Source organism: Candidatus Phaeomarinobacter ectocarpi, from assembly GCF_000689395.1.
Taxonomy (GTDB): Bacteria; Pseudomonadota; Alphaproteobacteria; order CGMCC-115125; family CGMCC-115125; genus Pyruvatibacter; species Pyruvatibacter ectocarpi.
On the sequence record NZ_HG966617.1, the window covers coordinates 885,961 to 903,213 of the forward strand.

A 17,253-nucleotide genomic window follows, 5' to 3' on the forward strand; every position below is an offset into this window, starting at 1 on the left:
CCGCCTCGTCACACCCCTTGCGTATCTGGGGTGGTTCACGTTCCAGAAACCGGGGAAACAAGCGGCACCCCCTCAAATCGCCGCATAAGGAGAATTGAAATGGCTGCTGCCAAGAAAACTGCAAAGAAAACCACAACCCGTCGTCGTCCTGCTCAGCAGAAGACACGCCGTCCTGCCAGCCCGGCTCGCGTAGCCGCGCACACAGTGCTCGACACGGTTGAAGGCAACATCGCTGACGGCATCGCTGCTGTTCGCGCGATCGTTGACGCCAAAGACATCCAGGCTGCCATGGACGAACAGCGCAAGTACGCGACGTCCGCTGTGAAGCGCACCCGTCAGGGCGCCGAGAAGGTTGGCGAAATCAGCCTCAAGGCGATCCAGGATGCCGGCAAGCCGATCGTTGATCGCGTCAAGAAGGCAACCACACGCGTCGACAATACGCTCGACGAAGCTGTTGGCCGCGCTGCGTAACACGCGCGCCCATCAAGCCTGATCAGGCTAGACGCCCGGCTGCTCCTCCCTGCAGCCGGGCGTTTTTTATGCGCGAAGCAATAGGCGATGAGCGATGCTTGCCTATGTTTTTAGAGACGCTGAGTTTGCCCGCCGCTCAACGATGGCAAGGCCAAGGGCGGAGGCGATCACCCCCAGCGCAAACAGCGCCACCCCGGAATGAACATCCGCCGTCGTCAGCACCTGGCCGTTGAGAATGATGACCAGCAGCGCCAGCACCAGCACATCTGCCATGGACCAGCGCGACAGCGCAGACAGCCGCCCCATGATCCGCGCCAGCTTGGCATCAGGCTGTTTCATCCGCGTCTTCAATCGCCTTAGGGCAACGAGCCCAAGCACGATCTTGCTGATCGGAAACACCACCGACACCGCAAAGACAAACCCTGCAAGCAGCACGTCTCCGCGCTCCGCCATAGCAAGGATGCCGCCGAGAATGGAGTAGGTCTCACCAAACACCCAGAAAGAGCTGACTGAAATTGCAGGCAGCGTCACGCCACCAATCATCAGCCCGAGCGCCGCCCACAGCAGCCCATAGGCCAGGCGGTTGCGCGGGGTCAGACCGGGGAGCGTGAAGTGAGCAAGCGTCATGCGGCAAGACTAGCGCTGAACGTGGCCTTTGTCCTGAACGTCGGACAACCTGCAGCGATCTTCAATCAGGCCGCACGCGGCATCTCGAATTTCATGACCCGTCCGGCGCTTTGCAGGATCGAGATCATATGCTCGCGCAGCCAGCGATGCCCTTCATCTGCTTCCGATGCCTGTGTCCAGCCCAGATTGAAGTCTACGCCCGGGAGTTCAAACGGAATCTCGAGGGTGGCTATCCGCCCATCCACATTGTGCTGCCGCGCGAAGTTTAGGCCTGCAATCATGACAAGGTCAGAGATGGCCACCAGTTCATACATGGATTCGGTATCCGCCGTCTGGCATGCGAAGTGCCGATTGACGCCATGCGACTGAAAGATGTTTTCGATGTGCTCAAAAACCAGTGGAATTTGCGCGGACTTTATATAGGTCAACTGATTGAGCTGCTCTATTGACAAGGATCCCAGTTCGGCGAGTGGGTGATCCTTGGACAAGATCACCCCCATCCGCTCTCGCCAGATATGTTTCGTCACCAACTCAGGTGTGATCTGAAAACTGGCGATACCCGCAATATCAACCTCACCACCTACCAGCGCCTCGGTGGTCCGACCGGCCGGATGGGGCACAAATTCGAGCACGATGTTGGGCGCCATTTGCCGGGCAAGCGTAACGAGCGCCGGAAGCAGACTGCGCTTGATGATATCTGTTACAGCGATCGTAAAGGTGCGGGTGCTGGTGGCCGGATCAAAAGAGCGAACCGCCCTCAGCGAATTCTCTACGGTGTCCAGTGCGTGGCCAATCGGAATGGCAAGTGTCACAGCTGTTCTGGTCGGTGCAACGCCGCTGCCCGATTTATAAAACAGTGTGTCGCCGGTAAAAGTCCGCAATCGTTTCAATGCATTTGAAACAGCAGGCTGGGATATGCCCAGCCGCTTGGCCGCCAGCGATGTGCTGCGCTCCTGATAAACTGCGTTGAACACCATCAGCAGGTTTAGATCGAGGTCCCTGAAATTCATCGTCTTCCCATTCTCTTTGACCACTCTCTTAGGCGCATTTCATGCGCATGCAAAATCACGAAGTAAAGAACTATTCATTCCATGAATAGAAAGAATAATTTTAATGAATAAATGAGGATATTGCGCATGGTGTAAATATATATTTCAAATAGATGAAGTTATTTCACAGTTAATACATAGATTTCATTTGAGTTTTGATTGCCACCTAGACAGATTTACCCACCCCCGATCCGGGGCCGTGTTTACTGGGGTGGGTTAGATGGAAATTTGTCGTGTACTAACGGTAGCGAACAGGTCTTCTCTGCAGGTGGGCGCCTGGCTTGGCGCCCTCATGGGAAGTGCGGCGATTGTGACTGCCCCAGCACCGGCTCATGCGGCCTGTGTTCAGGCCACGCCGGGTAGCACCACGAGTTACACCATTACCGCCTCTGCCGGTACGACTGTTGATCTGGATACCTGTCCAGGTCCTGCAGTGTCTGGGGCGACGGCGACGGTGACAGGTAATGTGACAGCACCTGCGGGCGGGGGAGCAGTTGCAATTGTTGATGGACTGGCCGCCGCAGACAACTGGACCCTCATTATCAACCCGGGCGTGACCGTGCAGAATGACCCTGCGAACCCGGGGAGCGGAAACCGAGCAATCTTTGGCGTAGATACCAACTTCCGCTTGGAAAACGCCGGAACGATTACAACCCACAATATCGGTCAAGCACTGTTTCTCGGAATAGGGCCAGGGACGGGGACGCTCATCAACAAAGCCGGCGGGACGATCCAGTCGCTCACCAACGCGTACGCAATTCAGACCCAGGGCGACAACACCATCATCAACGAAGCTGGAGCCACAATCGCAGGGGGGAGATCGGCCATAAGGTCTTTCCTTGGCCCGACTGGAACAATCACAAACGCAGGAACAATCACCGCGCAGGATTCAACCGCAGCGTTGGACGGTGCCATTGATCTTCAACAAGGAGGGGCGGTGACGAACGCGCAAGGCGGCCGCATCGAGGGCGAGATCGGCATCTTGTATTTTGGTCCCACAAGTATTGTGAATGCTGGAACAATTACGGGAACCAATGGCATTGCCATCCGCGGCCCTCTGGCTAACAGTCTCACGCTGGAAATACACCCGACCTCTGTCATTAACGGCCAGGTTTCAGTATTCAGGTCGCCGGGGGTCACGGATACGCTTCGTTTCGGGGGAGTAGGTGCCGGCACTTTTGATCTGGATAACATCGACGGGGTGAATCCAAACCGGTATCTCGGATTCGACGTCTTTGAACTGACCGGCGGAAGCTGGTCTTTTTCGGGTTCTACAACGCAAAGCTTGACGGTCAACGGTGGCCAGCTCAAGGGCACAGGGACATTCGGTGGCCTTGTATTCGGGGCAGGAAGTACGTTTGCGCCGGGCAACTCCATCGGCACAACCACCGTTAACGGCAATGTCGCCTTTGGGGACAACACCACATTCCAGGCCGAAATCGCGCCTGACGGGTCCAGCGACTTGCTCGCTGCAACCGGCACGGTGACCATCAGCCCGAACGGAACCACGCTGCAGGTGATCGGTGACCCTGCCGCAGCATTTCCCCAGACCCAGACATACACGATCATCACCGCGACTGGTGGCGTCACGGGTCAGTTTGCAACGCTTTCAGACAATCTTCCCGATATCGACATAGCGGCCGTTTACACACCCACCAGCGTTCGGCTGACCTATCAGCAGGATTCTGATACTTCGGACAAGACCATCCTTCCCGTATCCCTTGCCGGGGCGTTGGATGCGCCGCGGCTGTTCTCTCATCTGCTCACAGGCGCTCGTGGTGGCACGCCGATGCGCAACATCACCGGCGCTCGGTTCAAGCAGCCTGGCACAGGTCGTATTCTGGTGGCTGCAAATGCAACGTCCACCATGGTGGACGCATCCCCGCACAGGGCGATGCGCTGGCACACCTGGAGCACGGCTCTGGGCGCCACGCGTACAGTCGGCGCATCCGCGTCAAGCAGCGCCTATGACACCGACACATATGGGGGTGCTGTCGGAGCGCAGATGTCGCTCGCGGGGCACGGCAATCGGACCCTTGGCGTGGCCGCGAGCTACTTGACCACGCAAAGCGACAGCGAATTGTCGGACGCTGAGACAAGCAGCTACCTCGCGGGTGTCTATGCGTCTGCGAACTGGGGTGCCCTTGATCTATCCGGCGGCGTTGGCGGCGGGTGGCAGGAGACTGACACGACAAGGGTGATTCCCTTGATCGGTGGCGGCATTTCAACCGCGACCGGCAGGACGCAGGGCGCAACCGCCATGGCATCCGTCGCGGCGTTCTATGATCTTTCGATACGTGCTGGGTCCCGCGCGGGTACGCGGTTCGGTCCGTTCGTGACGGTCAACTCGATCTACGCGGAACAAGGTGGCTTCACTGAGAAAGGCGCCGGCGTGCTGAACCTAACGGTCAGGAGCACTCAGGCACACCAGACCAAGACAGGTCTTGGCTTCAAAGGGGAAGCACAATTCAACGCGGGTCCCATTCGCGTTACCGCGGGCATGGACGCTGCTTGGGAACATACTTTGGGAGAAGACGAAATTGCTGTTTCGGTCGCATTGCCTTTGGCAGCCGCAAGTTTCAAGCCGAGGGCGCTTGCAGCCGACCGGAGCACCGTCGCGCTCACTCCTGAAGTTTCAGTGGAAGTGACAGACCGCCTGTCACTCGTTGCAGGGTACCGAGGCAGCTTTGGTGAGGAGACCACACAGCATCAGGCGTCAGCAGGATTCACCTGGCGCTTCTGAAGAGCCGTTTTCTGACCATCGCCTGTCGGCTGATAGACGACACTGAACCGGCTGTTCGCATCCGCCCAGGCGTCTTCAGTAATCCGCGCGTCACCGTCCACTGCGTCATAGCCGCAGCGCACGAGGTAATGCAGCTGGTCTACAAGCACACCGCCGGTAGCCCGCAACTCACCTTCAAACTTGCCGCGATGGCGGATCAGGCGTCCGTATGAGAAGCCACGTCCGTCCTTGAACTGCGGAAAGTCCACGGCGATGAGGCCGAACCGGTCAAGGTCATCCATGATCTCGTCCGGGTTGTCACTGCTTTCCAGCGCCACACCAATCGGCTTGTTGCGCGTCAGCAGCGTGTCGCGGTCCTTGAGCCAGCGCGTCATGCTGACGAGCGCGTGGCAGTCTTCCGGCAGGTCCGCGTCGTCGTCCACGCGCACCCATTTGTCGTCACTGACAGCAACCCCGTCCTTAAGCAGCGGCATAGAGAGTCTCCTTGAAGGGGTCGATGCCGATCCGGCGGTAGGTATCGAGGAAGATTTCACCGTCTTTGCGGTTCGCCACAAAGGTTTCAACGATGGTCTCAATGGCGCCGACGATCTCGTCTTCCGTGAAGGCAGGCCCAACAATGTCACCCACGGCAGCGTTTTCGTCTGCTGAACCACCAAGTGTCACCTGGTAAAACTCCACGCCCTTCTTGTCGACGCCGAGAATGCCAATATGGCCCACATGGTGATGCCCGCAGGCATTGATGCAGCCTGAAATCTTGACCTTCAGCTCACCGATATCGTGCTCCTGATCAAGGTCGGCAAAGCGCTCCGAAATCATCTGGCCGATGGAGATCGACCGCGCATTGGCAAGGTCGCAATAGTCGAGACCCGGGCAGACGATCATATCGGAGATCAGCCCGATGTTCGGGGTCGCCAGCAACGCAGCATCCAGACGCTTCCAGACTTCATACAGGTCGGATTTTTTGACATCCGGCAGGGTGAGGTTCTGTTCGTGCGTCACCCGCACTTCATCAAAGCTGTATGTCTCGGCGAGATCAGCAACCGCATCCATCTGCGCGTCGGACGCATCACCGGCAATGCCGCCAATCGGCTTCAGCGATACATTGACGATCGAATAGCCCGGCACTTTGTGGTCGGCGAGGTTGGTGCGCGCCCACTGGGCAAACGCCTTGTCCTCAGCCAATGCTTTTTCGTAGCCAGCGTCGCTGTCCGACAGCGTTTCGTAAGCAGGTGGCGCGAAGTAGGCGCGAATGCGCTCAATTTCGCCATCCGGCAGCTTGAGGTCTTCGCCTGCGCCGCCCTTGGCGAACTCTTCTTTCACCTGGCGGGCAAATTCTTCCGCACCCAGAGCATGCACAAGGATCTTGATGCGCGCCTTGTAGAGATTGTCGCGGCGCCCATGCATGTTGTAGACGCGCATGATGGCGTCCATGAAGTGCAGCAGGTCGCGGGCCGGAATTTTCTGGCCCACAAGATGCGCCACCATCGGCGTGCGGCCCTGGCCACCACCGGCATAGATGTCAAACGCCGGCTCGCCGTTATCCCCTTCAACAATGATGATGCCCACATCGTGCATCTTGATGGCCGCACGGTCATTGCTGTGACCCGTCACTGCAATTTTGAACTTGCGCGGCAGGAATGTGTATTCGGGATGGAACGTCGACCATTGACGAAGAATTTCTGCCCAGACGCGCGGATCATCAATTTCACCGGCGGCAACACCCGCATACTGGTCTGACGTCACATTGCGGATGCAGTTGCCAGATGTCTGGATCGCGTGCATCTCAACGGTGGCAAGGTCCGCGAGAATGTCCGGCACGTCTTTCAGCTTCGGCCAGTTGTACTGAATGTTCTGGCGCGTGGTGAAGTGGCCGTAGCCCTTGTCATATTTGCGCGCCACATGGGCCAGCATCCGCATCTGCGTGCCTGACAGTGTGCCGTAGGGAATGGCCACCCGAAGCATGTAAGCATGCAACTGCAGGTAAAGACCATTCATCAGCCGCAGCGGCTTGAACTCGTCTTCCGTCAGTTCGCCGGCCAAACGGCGCTTCACCTGTCCGGTGAACTCCGTGACGCGTTCCTTGACGATGGTGTGGTCGAATTCATCGTAGCGATACATGGTCTGTCTCTAACTTTGTGCCCATGCCCAACTCGGGCCGGCGAGTGTCACTCAGGAGGCCTGTTTGCCAAGGTCGAGGCGCACGGTCGGGCCCGTGGCACGAATCTGTTCGCGCACACTAATCGGCTTCGGCGTTGTGCCATCCACATCCACATCAAACAGATACGGGTTCACAACGTGCTGGTCTTTTACAGCCTGCGCAGCCACATCCATCAGCTTGGCGCCTTCGTCCTTACCGTCTGCAATAACGGCATCCGTCAGCACCTCGGACCAGCCATTGTCACTGGTCAGATAAACCGGCTCGCCATCCAGCAGCCGATTGGCCGTCAGCGAATGAAACCGGGCTTTTTTGTTGATGTGTTGGGCCATGAAATTCCAAGTCGATCAGTGTGGATTAGTCGCGTGTCGCAACGCATGTCGAGACGCGTCTCGCGAGGTGGTGATTTTGCTGCGCCACGTCTATCTGGAACATGGGGAATACGCAATTATCCGTCAATATTTGTGTGAAAATAAAGGAACCACACAAAAATTACGTGATAACGGTCATTTCGCGCCTTTTTCTGCGCTGTCGTGCCAATGCCGCAGCAAATAGTGCTCCAGCGCAGACAACACAAAAAACAGGACAATGCCCAAGGAGGACAGGAGAACCAGCGCGGCAAACATGCGCGCCACCTGCAGCCGGTTTCCCGCCTCGATAATCCGCCAGGCCAGGCCGGTGGATGTGCCGGAACCTGCTACGAATTCGGCAACCACAGTGCCGATCAGGGCCAGGCCTGCGGAAATCTTCATGGCCGACAGCAGATAGGGCAGGGCGGAGGGCAGGCGGACACCGGTAATGATCTGCCACCGGCTGGCCCCATAGAGTTGAAACAGGTCAATCAGGTTCTGGTCCGCCGCGCGAAGACCCGCCGTCATGTTGGCGAGAACAGGAAAGAAGGCGGCAATGACGGCCAGAATGGTCACCGCCGCTTCCGCATTGTCCAGCCCGACCCAGATCAGAATGAGCGGCGCAATCGCGACAATAGGCGTCACCTGCAAAGCAACCGCATAAGGATAGAGCGCGCGCGCCGCCAGCCGGCTTTCGGTAAACAGCACCGCAAACCCTGTCCCCAGTGCAAGGGCAAGGAAGAAAGCCAGCAGTGTGATGCGCAACGTCACCCACAACGATCCCATGAGTGAGCCAAAGCCATTCACCAAAGCATCGCCAATCGCCAATGGTCCGGGCAACACATAGGCCGGGACTTCGAGCTGGAGGACCAGAATTTCCCACACTGCGAGAACAGCAATGCCGAACAGGACGGGCAGTCCCCAGCGCATCAATGCGCCATCCGCACGCAATGGTGATCCATGGGTCATGAGGCCTGCCGGGATGGAAGCGCAAGACCCGCAGCAGCCCTGAGTTGTGCCGTTACGTCAGCCGATATCTGCGCGAAGTGCTGGTTTGCGCGCCAGCCATCCCCTCGGTCAGCCGGTGCATCAACGTCGACATCAGCTACGAAACGCCCTGGCTGCGCAGGCATCACCAAAATGCGTGTCGAGAGGAACGCAGCTTCATAGACACTGTGCGTGACGTAGAGGACTGTCCACTTATGCTCCGCCCACAGATCATTGAGGTCTTCATTGAGTTTTTCGCGGGTGATCTCATCGAGGGCTGCAAATGGTTCGTCCATCAGCAAGACCCGTGGCTTGAGCGAAAGGGCGCGCGCGATTGAGACGCGCATCCTCATGCCGCCGGACAGCTCGCGCGGATAGGCACTCTGCCGCCCGCCCAGTCCAACGCGCTCCAATGCTTCAGCAATGAGCGGCTGGGCGTCTTCTTTGGATAGTCCCCGCAGCCGGTGCGGCAGCCACACATTGTCCGCAACCGTAGCCCATGGCATCAAAGTCGAATCCTGAAACACGAAACCAACATCATCCGGCTGCCCGTTGGTCCATGTGATGCTGCCGGAGCTTGGCTCATCCAGCCCGGCGATCAAGCGCAGGAGTGTGCTCTTGCCACAACCCGATGGCCCAACCAGCGAGACGAAACTCCCTGCCTCAATATCGGCGGAGATGTTCGCAAGCGCAGCTGTGCCATCGGCAAACCGCCGGCCAATATTATTCAGTGTAAGGAGTGTGCTGCTCACGGCTGCCTAGTTGCCCAATTGCTTAGTTGCCCAATTGCCTAGTTGCCTTGGGCCGCGGGCAGTCCCGGCATGTCCATCGGTCCCTTGTTGACGAACTCGCTGGTGAACGCCGCCCGCCAATCCAGATCAGCTTCATACACGCCATTGGCGGACATGACTTCAAAGAAGGTGCGCCAGCGATCTTCTGTCATGGCACCAAGACCAAGCGTCTTTGCGTCGCCACCTGTCGCCAGCTCGTAGCTCAGCATCTTTTCACGTGCCTGCGCCAGAACGTCAGCCGTGATCTCCGGGTTGTCCTGCAGGATCAGCGCGTTGGCCGGTTCCGGGTCGCCGTAGAGATAGTCGTACCATCCCTCGATGGTGCCATCGACGAAGGCCTGAATGACCTCCGGGCTCTCCTCAATCCACGCATTGGGCGCCAGCACCATGGTCGCGTAACCTGGATAGCCATTGTCCGCCAGCAGATAGACCTCCGGCGCAATGCCACCCTCCTTTTCAATCGTGTAAGGCTCGGATGTCACATAGCCTTGCTGGATGGCGGTCTCGTCCACCAGAAACGGCGCCAGGTTGTAGGTATATTTTCTGATCTGATCGTCACTGAAATCATATTTCGCCTTCAGCCATACCCAGAACGCACTGATGGTTGCGTCAGAAATCATGATGGGTTTCCCCTTCATGTCTGCCAGCGATGCCACGTCCTCACGCGGATGGGTAATCAGGACCTGCGGGTCTTTTTGAAACACGGTCATCACCGCGCGCACGGGAATGCCGGCCTCAACAATGCGCAATGGAATAAAGCTGTTGGATCCCATGCCGAAATCAACAGCGCCGCCGGCCATGAGCTGAGGCACATTCACACCGGGTCCGCCGGGCAGAATTTCTACTTCCAGCCCGCGCTTGGCATAGAAGCCTTTGGCAACCGCCTGGTAAAACCCGCCATGCTCGGCCTGGGCCTTCCAGTCAGTGGCGAATGTAATGCGCTGGGTGCCGCCATCGTCGGTGAGAGATTGGGGTTCGGTCAGCCACATCCCAAGCGCGATCAACACCACGGCTGCGATACCGGCACCAATTAGCCCTAGCCTGCCCATGCGCGAACTCCCCTGCGGCATTAGATAGTCATAGGAAACTAGCACGCTCACCGACGGCTGCCACTAGTCAACGCAAGGGGGAATAGGGTCTAGCGCGTCAGGGTTTCGCAGGTCGCGTTGCGCCGCACCGGATCAAGCTCGAGATAGTTCTCGCGATCCGTGACAAGCATCCGCATCAACACCACGCCCTTGTCGGTTGGTGCAAAGGAAACGGGTATGCCGTCAAAGCCGGTCACTTCGTCGTCCTCGCGGCGGATCAATAGCTCAAGCGTATCGCCCTCAACCTGCTGATCATTGACCACAAAGAAATTGTCCGTGTTGTGCGCAAAGGCTGAGACAGACCAATAGGTCTCCGGCACAGCGGCCTTCACAAGCATCGGCCCTTCCGCCATGTCGAACAGGCAGATGGAATAGGCGAGGTCCGGGCTTGGACGCACAACCGTGCGCGCGGAGGCGTCCGGCGGTGGTGTATGCAACACGCGCGTGTCCGCATCGGCATCCGCCATGCGGATCATCGCAAGGGTCATCACGCTGGGCGGCACCAGCAGCACCGTCAGTATGTGGACGATAAGCGACAGCACGATGGCGGCGCCAATCCAAAGCGGCCAGGTTTTCATGAGGCCGCTCCCTCTTCCGTGCACGACACGCGCTTGATTTCCGGCAGGCCGACGCTTTCCAGGTTGCCGATGATCTGCGCGGACGGGTTGTACAGCCGCAATGTCAGCGAGAAGAAGTCATTCTTCTTCACTGGCAGCCAGTTGCTTTGCTGCTCGCTGGCAGAAACGTTGATGCGCCACTTGGCAATCGGCGCAAAACGCAGACCAAGCGATGCCACATTGTAGGAAAACCGTTCCTGCTCGTTGTGCATCAAATAGTGGTCGCTGCCATAGGCGGTGATGCTCCACCAGCGCGCCGCCAGATTGCGCCCCGTCACTTCATAGGTGCACGCACCGCTCAACGGTCTGCCGTCATCATCCTGCGTCGCGGTGAAGTAAACCGCTTCCGACTTGTTGAGAGCCAGCAGCCCGGTTAGGGCAATTTGCGCCCGCGTATAAGGATCAGACGCTGCTGAGCCAATCGCGGTCGAGGTGTACCACGGGCCATTCTTTACGCCCGATGCCTCGATCGCACCCATAATGGCCCACCACGCAGAGCCCGCGCCGACGACGACCGCAAACAGCAAGACACCGGTCAACTTCAAAAAAGATGCAAGGCGGAACATGGATTGCGTAGAGCCTTCTGGATGCCAGGCGGGTTTGAGGGAGTTTAGGCGCGCATTGTCTTGGTTTTCCAGCGCTCGATCGCGCCACGGTTAACCCCGTCAGTCATCGCGACTCCGAAACACGCTGCGATCCATCCCGCGCGACCGTGTGCGAACTGGCTCTGGCGCCTCCAGAGGCACCGCTGCGGCCAGCGCACTTGATAGTCCGTTCAGTTTGCCGCGCAGGGCTGCGTAGTTTGGAACGGCAGGCGCCTCCACCATCGGAACCTCTTCGACCACAGGCTCGGGCTCCTTGTACTGCGAGGGATGCGGCGCGACCCAGATGGGTGTGTAGATCTTGCGCTTAGGCTTGCCCTCATGGGCCGCCGTCATGAAGTTGGCCCACGTCGTCGCAGGCAACGTGCCGCCATATACGCGATCCATTTCCGAGTTGTTGTCGTTGCCCATCCACACACCAGCCACAAGATCAGCCGTGTAGCCAACAAACAATGCGTCGCGATTGTCATTGGTGGTGCCGGTTTTGCCCGCAGCCTCGCGTGCCCCCAAAGAGGCTCTCCTGCCGGTACCGATGGAGATCACCCGCTTGAGCATCTTGGTCATTGTCTGAACATCGCGCGTGGTGGCGACCTTGTTCAGGATGGGAGTCATCACGGCATCCTCATCCACCTGCTCCTGACCGGAATTGTTTTCCCGATAGGGTGGCGGCATGGCGCCGATGATGTTGCGCGCGCGCTCATAGAGCACATCGCCCTCCACATTGGAGATGCGGGTGATGCCATATGCCGGCGCTTCATAGCCGCCATTTGCCAGGGGCACATAGGAGCCTGTCAGTTCATAAAGACGCGTGCCCATGGCACCCAGCGCCAGTGACGGGTGTGCGGGCAGCGGTGTCGTTATGCCTGACGCCCGGGCATAGTCCGCCACCTTGTCCAGCCCCACCTTGTGTCCAACACGAACCGCAATGGTGTTGACCGAATAGGCAATGGCATTGCGCATCTGCATCCAGCCGCTATAGCGCCTGTTGGCGTTGAGGGGCTTCCACCCATTGATCCGCACCGGCCGATCCACAATGCCGCTATAGGGCGTGTAGCCGTTTTGAAGCGCTGCCATATACACCAGTGGCTTGAACGCGGACCCCGGCTGACGAATGGCCTGGGTCGCGCGATTGAACTGGCTTTCAAGATAATCCCGCCCGCCGACCATCGCTTTCACAGCGCCATTATGGTCCAGCGCCACAAGCGCGCCCTGATCCACTTTGGCATTGCTGCGTAATCCATCGAAGGTGGCCGCCAGTGCTTCTTCACCCATGCGTTGCAGCTCCGGGTCGAAGGTCGTTTCCACCACGAGTTCGCGCGGGGGCCCGTCTACAAAAAGCGGCATGCGCGAATACACCCAGTCCACAAAGTAGGACGCCCGTATATCCGGTGACCGTTCCTCCAGCTCAACAATTGCAGGGGCCGCGCGCGCCGCTTCAATCTCGGCAGCCGTCATCCAGCCGGTCTCTTCCAGCTTCTCCAGAACCAGGGCCGCGCGGTCCTGTGCCCGGGGAAGGTCTTTTGCGGGCGATAGCTGTGCCGGGGCTTTGGGCAATCCGGCAATCAGCGCCGCTTCGCTGACGGTCAGCTCACGCACGCTCTTGCTGAAATACACCTTGGAGGCCGCCTCGACGCCATACGCCCCGGCGCCCAGATAGATCCTATTGAGATACAGTTCGAGAATTTCATCCTTGGTCAGCTGCTGCTCCAGCCAGAAGGCCAGCGCTGCCTCCTGTGCCTTGCGGGTAAAGGTGCGTGACCCGTCGAGATACAGGTTGCGCGCCAGCTGCTGGGTGATGGTGCTGCCACCTTCCACGATGCCGCCGGCCGCAAAGTTGGCCTGTGCCGCACGCAGCACACCCAGAATGTCGACGCCCCAGTGCCGGTAGAAACGCCGGTCTTCCATCGCAAGCACCGCCTGCACCAGATAGGGCGGCATCTCTGACAAGGGCACAGTTTCTTCCTGTCGATAGCCGCGATGAGCCAGCAGGTCACCATTGCCGTCCAGAAAGGTGACGTTCACATCGCCATTCGCAATGCTGCGGATGGACCACGGGTCCACCTTGCCCGGCAGCCCCAGCGCCAGTGGCAACATGAAAATGAGCAACAGCGTCGCGAAAGACGAAAACAGCATCAGCCGAAATCCGCCGCCCATGCGTCCGCGCCGTATGGCCTTTGCGTCATCGTCGAGTTTTTGATCCTTGTTCGGTCGGACACCCGATGTGGCAAGCGGCGCATAGCCCAGTGCCAGGTCCGGCGTATCGTCAAACCGGTCACTGCTGACGAAATCAACGCGCGATTGAGCATCCGCGGGATGTGATGATCCCGTCGGCGGCCACGAGCCCTGCCGCTCGCTGTCGCGATTGCTGGTGTACGTCCCCATCGTCCCCAAAAGGCCCTGTTAAGACCCTGCACTCAATTTTAGGTCTGTCCCGCACGACCGCGGGACGGTATTGGTCAGCTTAAATCCTATTTGGACCGCACCGCGACCCCCAAAATATCTGGCAAAACTAGTTGGCCAAAACTAGTTGGAATGCCGCGGCAAACAAAGAATTTCGACAATTTGAGGTAAACGATGAACAGCCGTTCACCATCCAGCCCCGATAGCACCGGGGTCCAGCCATTCTGGGAAACCAAGCAGCTGGCTGACATGACGACGTCAGAGTGGGAAAGCCTGTGCGATGGCTGCGCCCGCTGTTGCCTCATCAAGCTGGAAGATGAAGACACTGGCGACATCGAAACCACCAACATCGTCTGCCACCTGCTGGATCAGGATCTGTGTCGCTGCACAGATTACGCAAACCGTACAAAACATGTCCCCACCTGCATCAAACTGACCCCGGGCAACGTGGCTGCGATAAAATGGATGCCAACCTCCTGCGCCTACCGCCGCCTAGCCGAGGGCAGGGGCCTGGCGAGCTGGCACCCACTGGTTTCAGGCGATCCCGAGAGCATCCATCTGTCCGGCATCTCAGTCCAGGGCAAGGTCATCAGCGAAGAAGGCATCCCAGAAGACGAGCTGGAAGACTATCTGGCGATTTGGGAGGACGGCGACGAATAGGCGTGATAGAACAAAAAGTACGAAATATGTAATTTTTTGATTGACCACAGAACGGACAGACCATTTCGGCATTCTGGAAGATTTTGACGGGTAGGGCGTCGGACCCGACCTTCGGCGCGACGCTGTTTCATAAGCATTGGATTGAACCTGACTGGGCGGCTGCAGCAAGGCCAACCTCTTCGGCATTCAACCTCATGTTCTACAGGCCTTAGACGCCTTGGCAGCAATGGATTTCAAAGGTCATTCGAAGTCCGATTTTATGCCAAATTTCATTCGGCCGATTTGCGTTTTCTTAATAGGCATTCATGCATAGTCAGTCCTGGTAAGGACACGAGCTTGGTATCGCTTGGTCCTGAGAGTACTTGCTGGGTAAATGCAATGTCGAAACGTATGATGTTCTTTCCGTCGAAGCGCCGCGGACCGCGCGCGTCGACGCTCCTCGCGGGGCTGATACTTGCCTCGATGACCGGTGGTGCCTTTGCAGCTGGTCTCCATGTCGGCGTGACCTACGGCGTGGCCCATGACACACCTCGTGTCATCGTTTCTGCCGCCTCGCTTGCGTCAGACTAAAAGCTCCCCACCAAAAACCCCCACACGATGCACGCGCTGCGGTTGACCGCGCGCGTCTGCCCGCCCACCATCGCTCCTGAAAAACAAATCGGGAGGAAAGCGGATGAACCGCTGCGATGGGAAAGTTGCCCTCATAACAGGTGCTGCGCGTGGTCTTGGCGCTGAAGCAGCCAAAAGGCTGTCAGTGGCCGGTGCCAGTGTATTGTTGACTGACATTCTGGATGATCAGGGTCGCGAGACCGCGGACGCGATTGCCGCAAACGGTGGTCAGGCACACTACATCCACCATGACGTTACGTCGGAAGACGATTGGGCCGCAGCGGTTGAAGAAGCGGTGGCACGCTTTGGCGGTCTTGATGTTCTCGTCAACAACGCAGGCATTTACTACAACCGCCCCATCGCGGAGATCAGTCTCGACGATTGGCGACAGATGATGTCGATCAACGTCGATGGCGTGTTCCTTGGCTGCAAGGCGGCCTTGCCAGCTATTCGTGAACGCGCGGGCAAATGGCGGGGCGGTGGATCCATCGTCAACCTGTCGTCTGTTGCCGGCCTCATTGGTGCTGCTGGTGGTACTGCGTATCACGCGTCCAAAGGCGCAGTCCGCCTCCTTACAAAATCGCTGGCTCTTGAAGGGGCAGATGGCGAAGCCAAGGTCCGCGCCAACTCAATCCACCCCGCCGTTATCGATACCAATATGGGGCGGGATCTGGTTGGTCAGTTCTCAAGCAACATGGGTGTGTCCGACAACGAAGCGACAGAACTCGTCACCATGCTGCATCCTCTCGGCCGGCTTGGTTTGCCGGAAGATGTTGCAAACGCCGTTGTTTTCCTCGCAAGCGAGGATTCTGCATTCATGACGGGGGCCGAAGTGGTCGTTGACGGTGGCTTGACAGCTCGATGACATTTGCTCTGAGCGGCCCGGTTGGTACGTGTCGACGCTTGCCAGTCAGCCAAATGCAGATAGACTTGGTGGCGGATAGGAAACTCCAGGACACATTCACCGTGGCAAGATCACTGGTGGCTGTAAGCGTTGCGCGAACGAGAGGAAACTCCCGTTTGTCGAAAAAAACGTCCTATGCCGCAGTTCTCAATGCCACCAAATGGGTCGCGTCACATGATGCAGGGTCTGTTTGTTCTGGTCGCCGTTTTTGTGGCCGGGTTCACCGTGGGGTTCGCCGTGCGAGCAGTCTTGTCCCACCGTCGTCGCGCACGCATTCGCCGCGAGCGCAGTTACGGCATGCCACAAGCTCTGGAGTAGCCATCTACGCTCCTTCGTTTGGGAGCGGCTGACGTGGATCTTGGTCTGACTGGCACAGTTGCATTGGTTTCCGGGGCACATCGCGGCACCGGATCCATCATCGCGTCCATGCTTGCGGCAGAAGGCGCCCGGGTTGCGGTGCATGGTCCCGCTCAGGGTGATTCGGATACCGTCGTGCACCAAATTCAGAATGCAGGGCATGAGGCACTTTCAGTCTGGGGCGACCTGACAACCGATGAAGGCGCCCATCAGGCTATGGCTGGCACGATCGAGAATGCGGCCGCACCCTCCATCCTCATCAACAATTGGGGCGGGGTCGCGCCGGGCCGTTGGGCCGATACCAAGGCTGAAACATGGCACGCTGACTATGAACGCAATGTGCTTTCAATGGTCCGTCTGTCTGCTTTGGCATCCGAACACATGAAGGCGGAGCATTTCGGCCGCATCGTCAATCTGGGCACTTTGGGCACCGTGCAGCCGGCGGCGCGAACCCCGCATTACTATGCTGCGAAAAGCGCACTTGCCGCAGCGTCCGCAAGTCTCGCGCGCGAGTTGGGGCCTCACGGGATTACTGTGAACCTGGTGAGCCCCGGGCTGATCAGAACCGATGAAGTCGAAGCGCATTTTAGGACGCGTGCGCAGAGAAAAGGCTGGGGTTCTGATTGGCCGGAGATTGAAAAACGCGCCATGGAAGAAATGGGCGGTGGCAACCCATCCGGTCGCATGTCGACACGTGAAGAGGTTGCCGCTGGCGTCCTGTTTTTGGCCAGCAAACCGGCAAGTCATATCTCGGGCGTCAATCTCCGTGTGGATGGTGGCGCCGGGGGCCTTTCGCTCTAGCTTGCTCTGTCAGGGAGTGCCGGGGCACAGTCTTCGGCAATC

General features: G+C 58.4%; 17 protein-coding genes. 6 read left to right on the forward strand and 11 right to left on the reverse strand.

Features of this window, described 5'->3' with window-relative positions:
• Positions 1 to 99: 99 nt before the first annotated feature.
• Positions 100 to 471: a phasin family protein gene (locus tag BN1012_RS17615; protein ID WP_043948656.1), complete on the forward strand. Its 372-nt coding sequence runs from the start codon at positions 100 to 102 to the stop codon at positions 469 to 471.
• 102 nt (positions 472 to 573) lie between these two features.
• Here the strand turns inward: BN1012_RS17615 and BN1012_RS04220 are convergent, their stop codons facing one another.
• Both BN1012_RS04220 and BN1012_RS16640 read right to left on the reverse strand, forming a co-directional pair.
• Entirely contained in the window at positions 574 to 1,098 is a 525-nt protein-coding gene (locus BN1012_RS04220; RefSeq protein WP_043948657.1) for a paraquat-inducible protein A, read from the reverse strand.
• A 65-nt stretch (positions 1,099 to 1,163) separates the two neighbouring features.
• Positions 1,164 to 2,108 carry a LysR family transcriptional regulator gene (locus BN1012_RS16640; protein ID WP_052534541.1) on the reverse strand — a complete coding sequence of 315 codons (945 nt, stop codon included), beginning with the start codon at positions 2,106 to 2,108 and terminating at the stop codon, positions 1,164 to 1,166.
• Positions 2,109 to 2,457: 349 nt separating this feature from the next.
• Here BN1012_RS16640 and BN1012_RS04230 point away from each other — a divergent pair, with 349 nt between their 5' ends.
• Positions 2,458 to 4,890: an autotransporter family protein gene (locus tag BN1012_RS04230; protein ID WP_171815906.1), complete on the forward strand. Its 2,433-nt coding sequence runs from the start codon at positions 2,458 to 2,460 to the stop codon at positions 4,888 to 4,890.
• Here the strand turns inward: BN1012_RS04230 and BN1012_RS04235 are convergent.
• From BN1012_RS04235 to BN1012_RS04275, 9 genes are all read right to left on the reverse strand, one after another.
• Positions 4,857 to 5,363, reverse strand: a complete 507-nt coding sequence (locus BN1012_RS04235) for a DUF934 domain-containing protein (RefSeq protein WP_043948659.1) — start codon at positions 5,361 to 5,363, stop codon at positions 4,857 to 4,859. The genes BN1012_RS04230 and BN1012_RS04235 overlap by 34 nt on opposite strands.
• Complete coding sequence (locus tag BN1012_RS04240; protein ID WP_043948660.1) at positions 5,350 to 7,008, reverse strand: nitrite/sulfite reductase; 1,659 nt, start codon at positions 7,006 to 7,008, stop codon at positions 5,350 to 5,352. The genes BN1012_RS04235 and BN1012_RS04240 overlap by 14 nt, the downstream gene beginning before the upstream one ends.
• A gap of 51 nt (positions 7,009 to 7,059) precedes the next feature.
• Positions 7,060 to 7,377, reverse strand: a complete 318-nt coding sequence (locus tag BN1012_RS04245; RefSeq protein ID WP_043948661.1) for a DUF2849 domain-containing protein — start codon at positions 7,375 to 7,377, stop codon at positions 7,060 to 7,062.
• Between the two features lie 174 nt (positions 7,378 to 7,551).
• Entirely contained in the window at positions 7,552 to 8,364 is an 813-nt protein-coding gene (locus BN1012_RS04250; RefSeq protein ID WP_043948662.1) for an ABC transporter permease, read from the reverse strand.
• Entirely contained in the window at positions 8,361 to 9,134 is a 774-nt protein-coding gene (locus BN1012_RS04255) for an ABC transporter ATP-binding protein (protein ID WP_043948663.1), read from the reverse strand. Before BN1012_RS04255 ends, BN1012_RS04250 begins: the two co-directional genes overlap by 4 nt.
• 38 nt (positions 9,135 to 9,172) lie before the next feature.
• The gene (locus tag BN1012_RS04260) at positions 9,173 to 10,222 is read right to left on the reverse strand and encodes an ABC transporter substrate-binding protein (RefSeq protein ID WP_052534542.1); all 1,050 of its coding nucleotides are present in this window, start codon (positions 10,220 to 10,222) and stop codon (positions 9,173 to 9,175) included.
• 89 nt (positions 10,223 to 10,311) lie between these two features.
• On the reverse strand, positions 10,312 to 10,839 hold the full coding sequence (locus BN1012_RS04265; RefSeq protein WP_043948664.1) for a DUF1254 domain-containing protein: 528 nt from the start codon (positions 10,837 to 10,839) through the stop codon (positions 10,312 to 10,314).
• A complete protein-coding gene (locus BN1012_RS16645; protein ID WP_052534543.1) occupies positions 10,836 to 11,444 on the reverse strand; it encodes a DUF1214 domain-containing protein in 609 nt (202 codons plus the stop codon). The genes BN1012_RS04265 and BN1012_RS16645 overlap by 4 nt, the downstream gene beginning before the upstream one ends.
• Positions 11,445 to 11,543: 99 nt before the next feature.
• Positions 11,544 to 13,862 carry a transglycosylase domain-containing protein gene (locus tag BN1012_RS04275; RefSeq protein WP_052534546.1) on the reverse strand — a complete coding sequence of 773 codons (2,319 nt, stop codon included), beginning with the start codon at positions 13,860 to 13,862 and terminating at the stop codon, positions 11,544 to 11,546.
• A gap of 192 nt (positions 13,863 to 14,054) precedes the next feature.
• On the opposite strand from BN1012_RS04275, the gene BN1012_RS04280 reads away from it, so the two are divergent.
• The 4 genes from BN1012_RS04280 (at position 14,055) to BN1012_RS04300 (ending at position 17,211) form a co-directional block, all read left to right on the forward strand.
• Positions 14,055 to 14,540: a YcgN family cysteine cluster protein gene (locus BN1012_RS04280; RefSeq protein ID WP_043948665.1), complete on the forward strand. Its 486-nt coding sequence runs from the start codon at positions 14,055 to 14,057 to the stop codon at positions 14,538 to 14,540.
• 378 nt (positions 14,541 to 14,918) lie between these two features.
• Positions 14,919 to 15,110 (forward strand): hypothetical protein, encoded by a 192-nt coding sequence (locus BN1012_RS04285; RefSeq protein WP_145973417.1) that lies wholly within the window; start codon positions 14,919 to 14,921, stop codon positions 15,108 to 15,110.
• Positions 15,111 to 15,213: 103 nt separating this feature from the next.
• Complete coding sequence (locus BN1012_RS04290; protein WP_043948667.1) at positions 15,214 to 16,014, forward strand: SDR family NAD(P)-dependent oxidoreductase; 801 nt, start codon at positions 15,214 to 15,216, stop codon at positions 16,012 to 16,014.
• A gap of 390 nt (positions 16,015 to 16,404) precedes the next feature.
• Entirely contained in the window at positions 16,405 to 17,211 is an 807-nt protein-coding gene (locus BN1012_RS04300) for an SDR family NAD(P)-dependent oxidoreductase (RefSeq protein ID WP_043948669.1), read from the forward strand.
• Positions 17,212 to 17,253 lie beyond the last annotated feature (42 nt).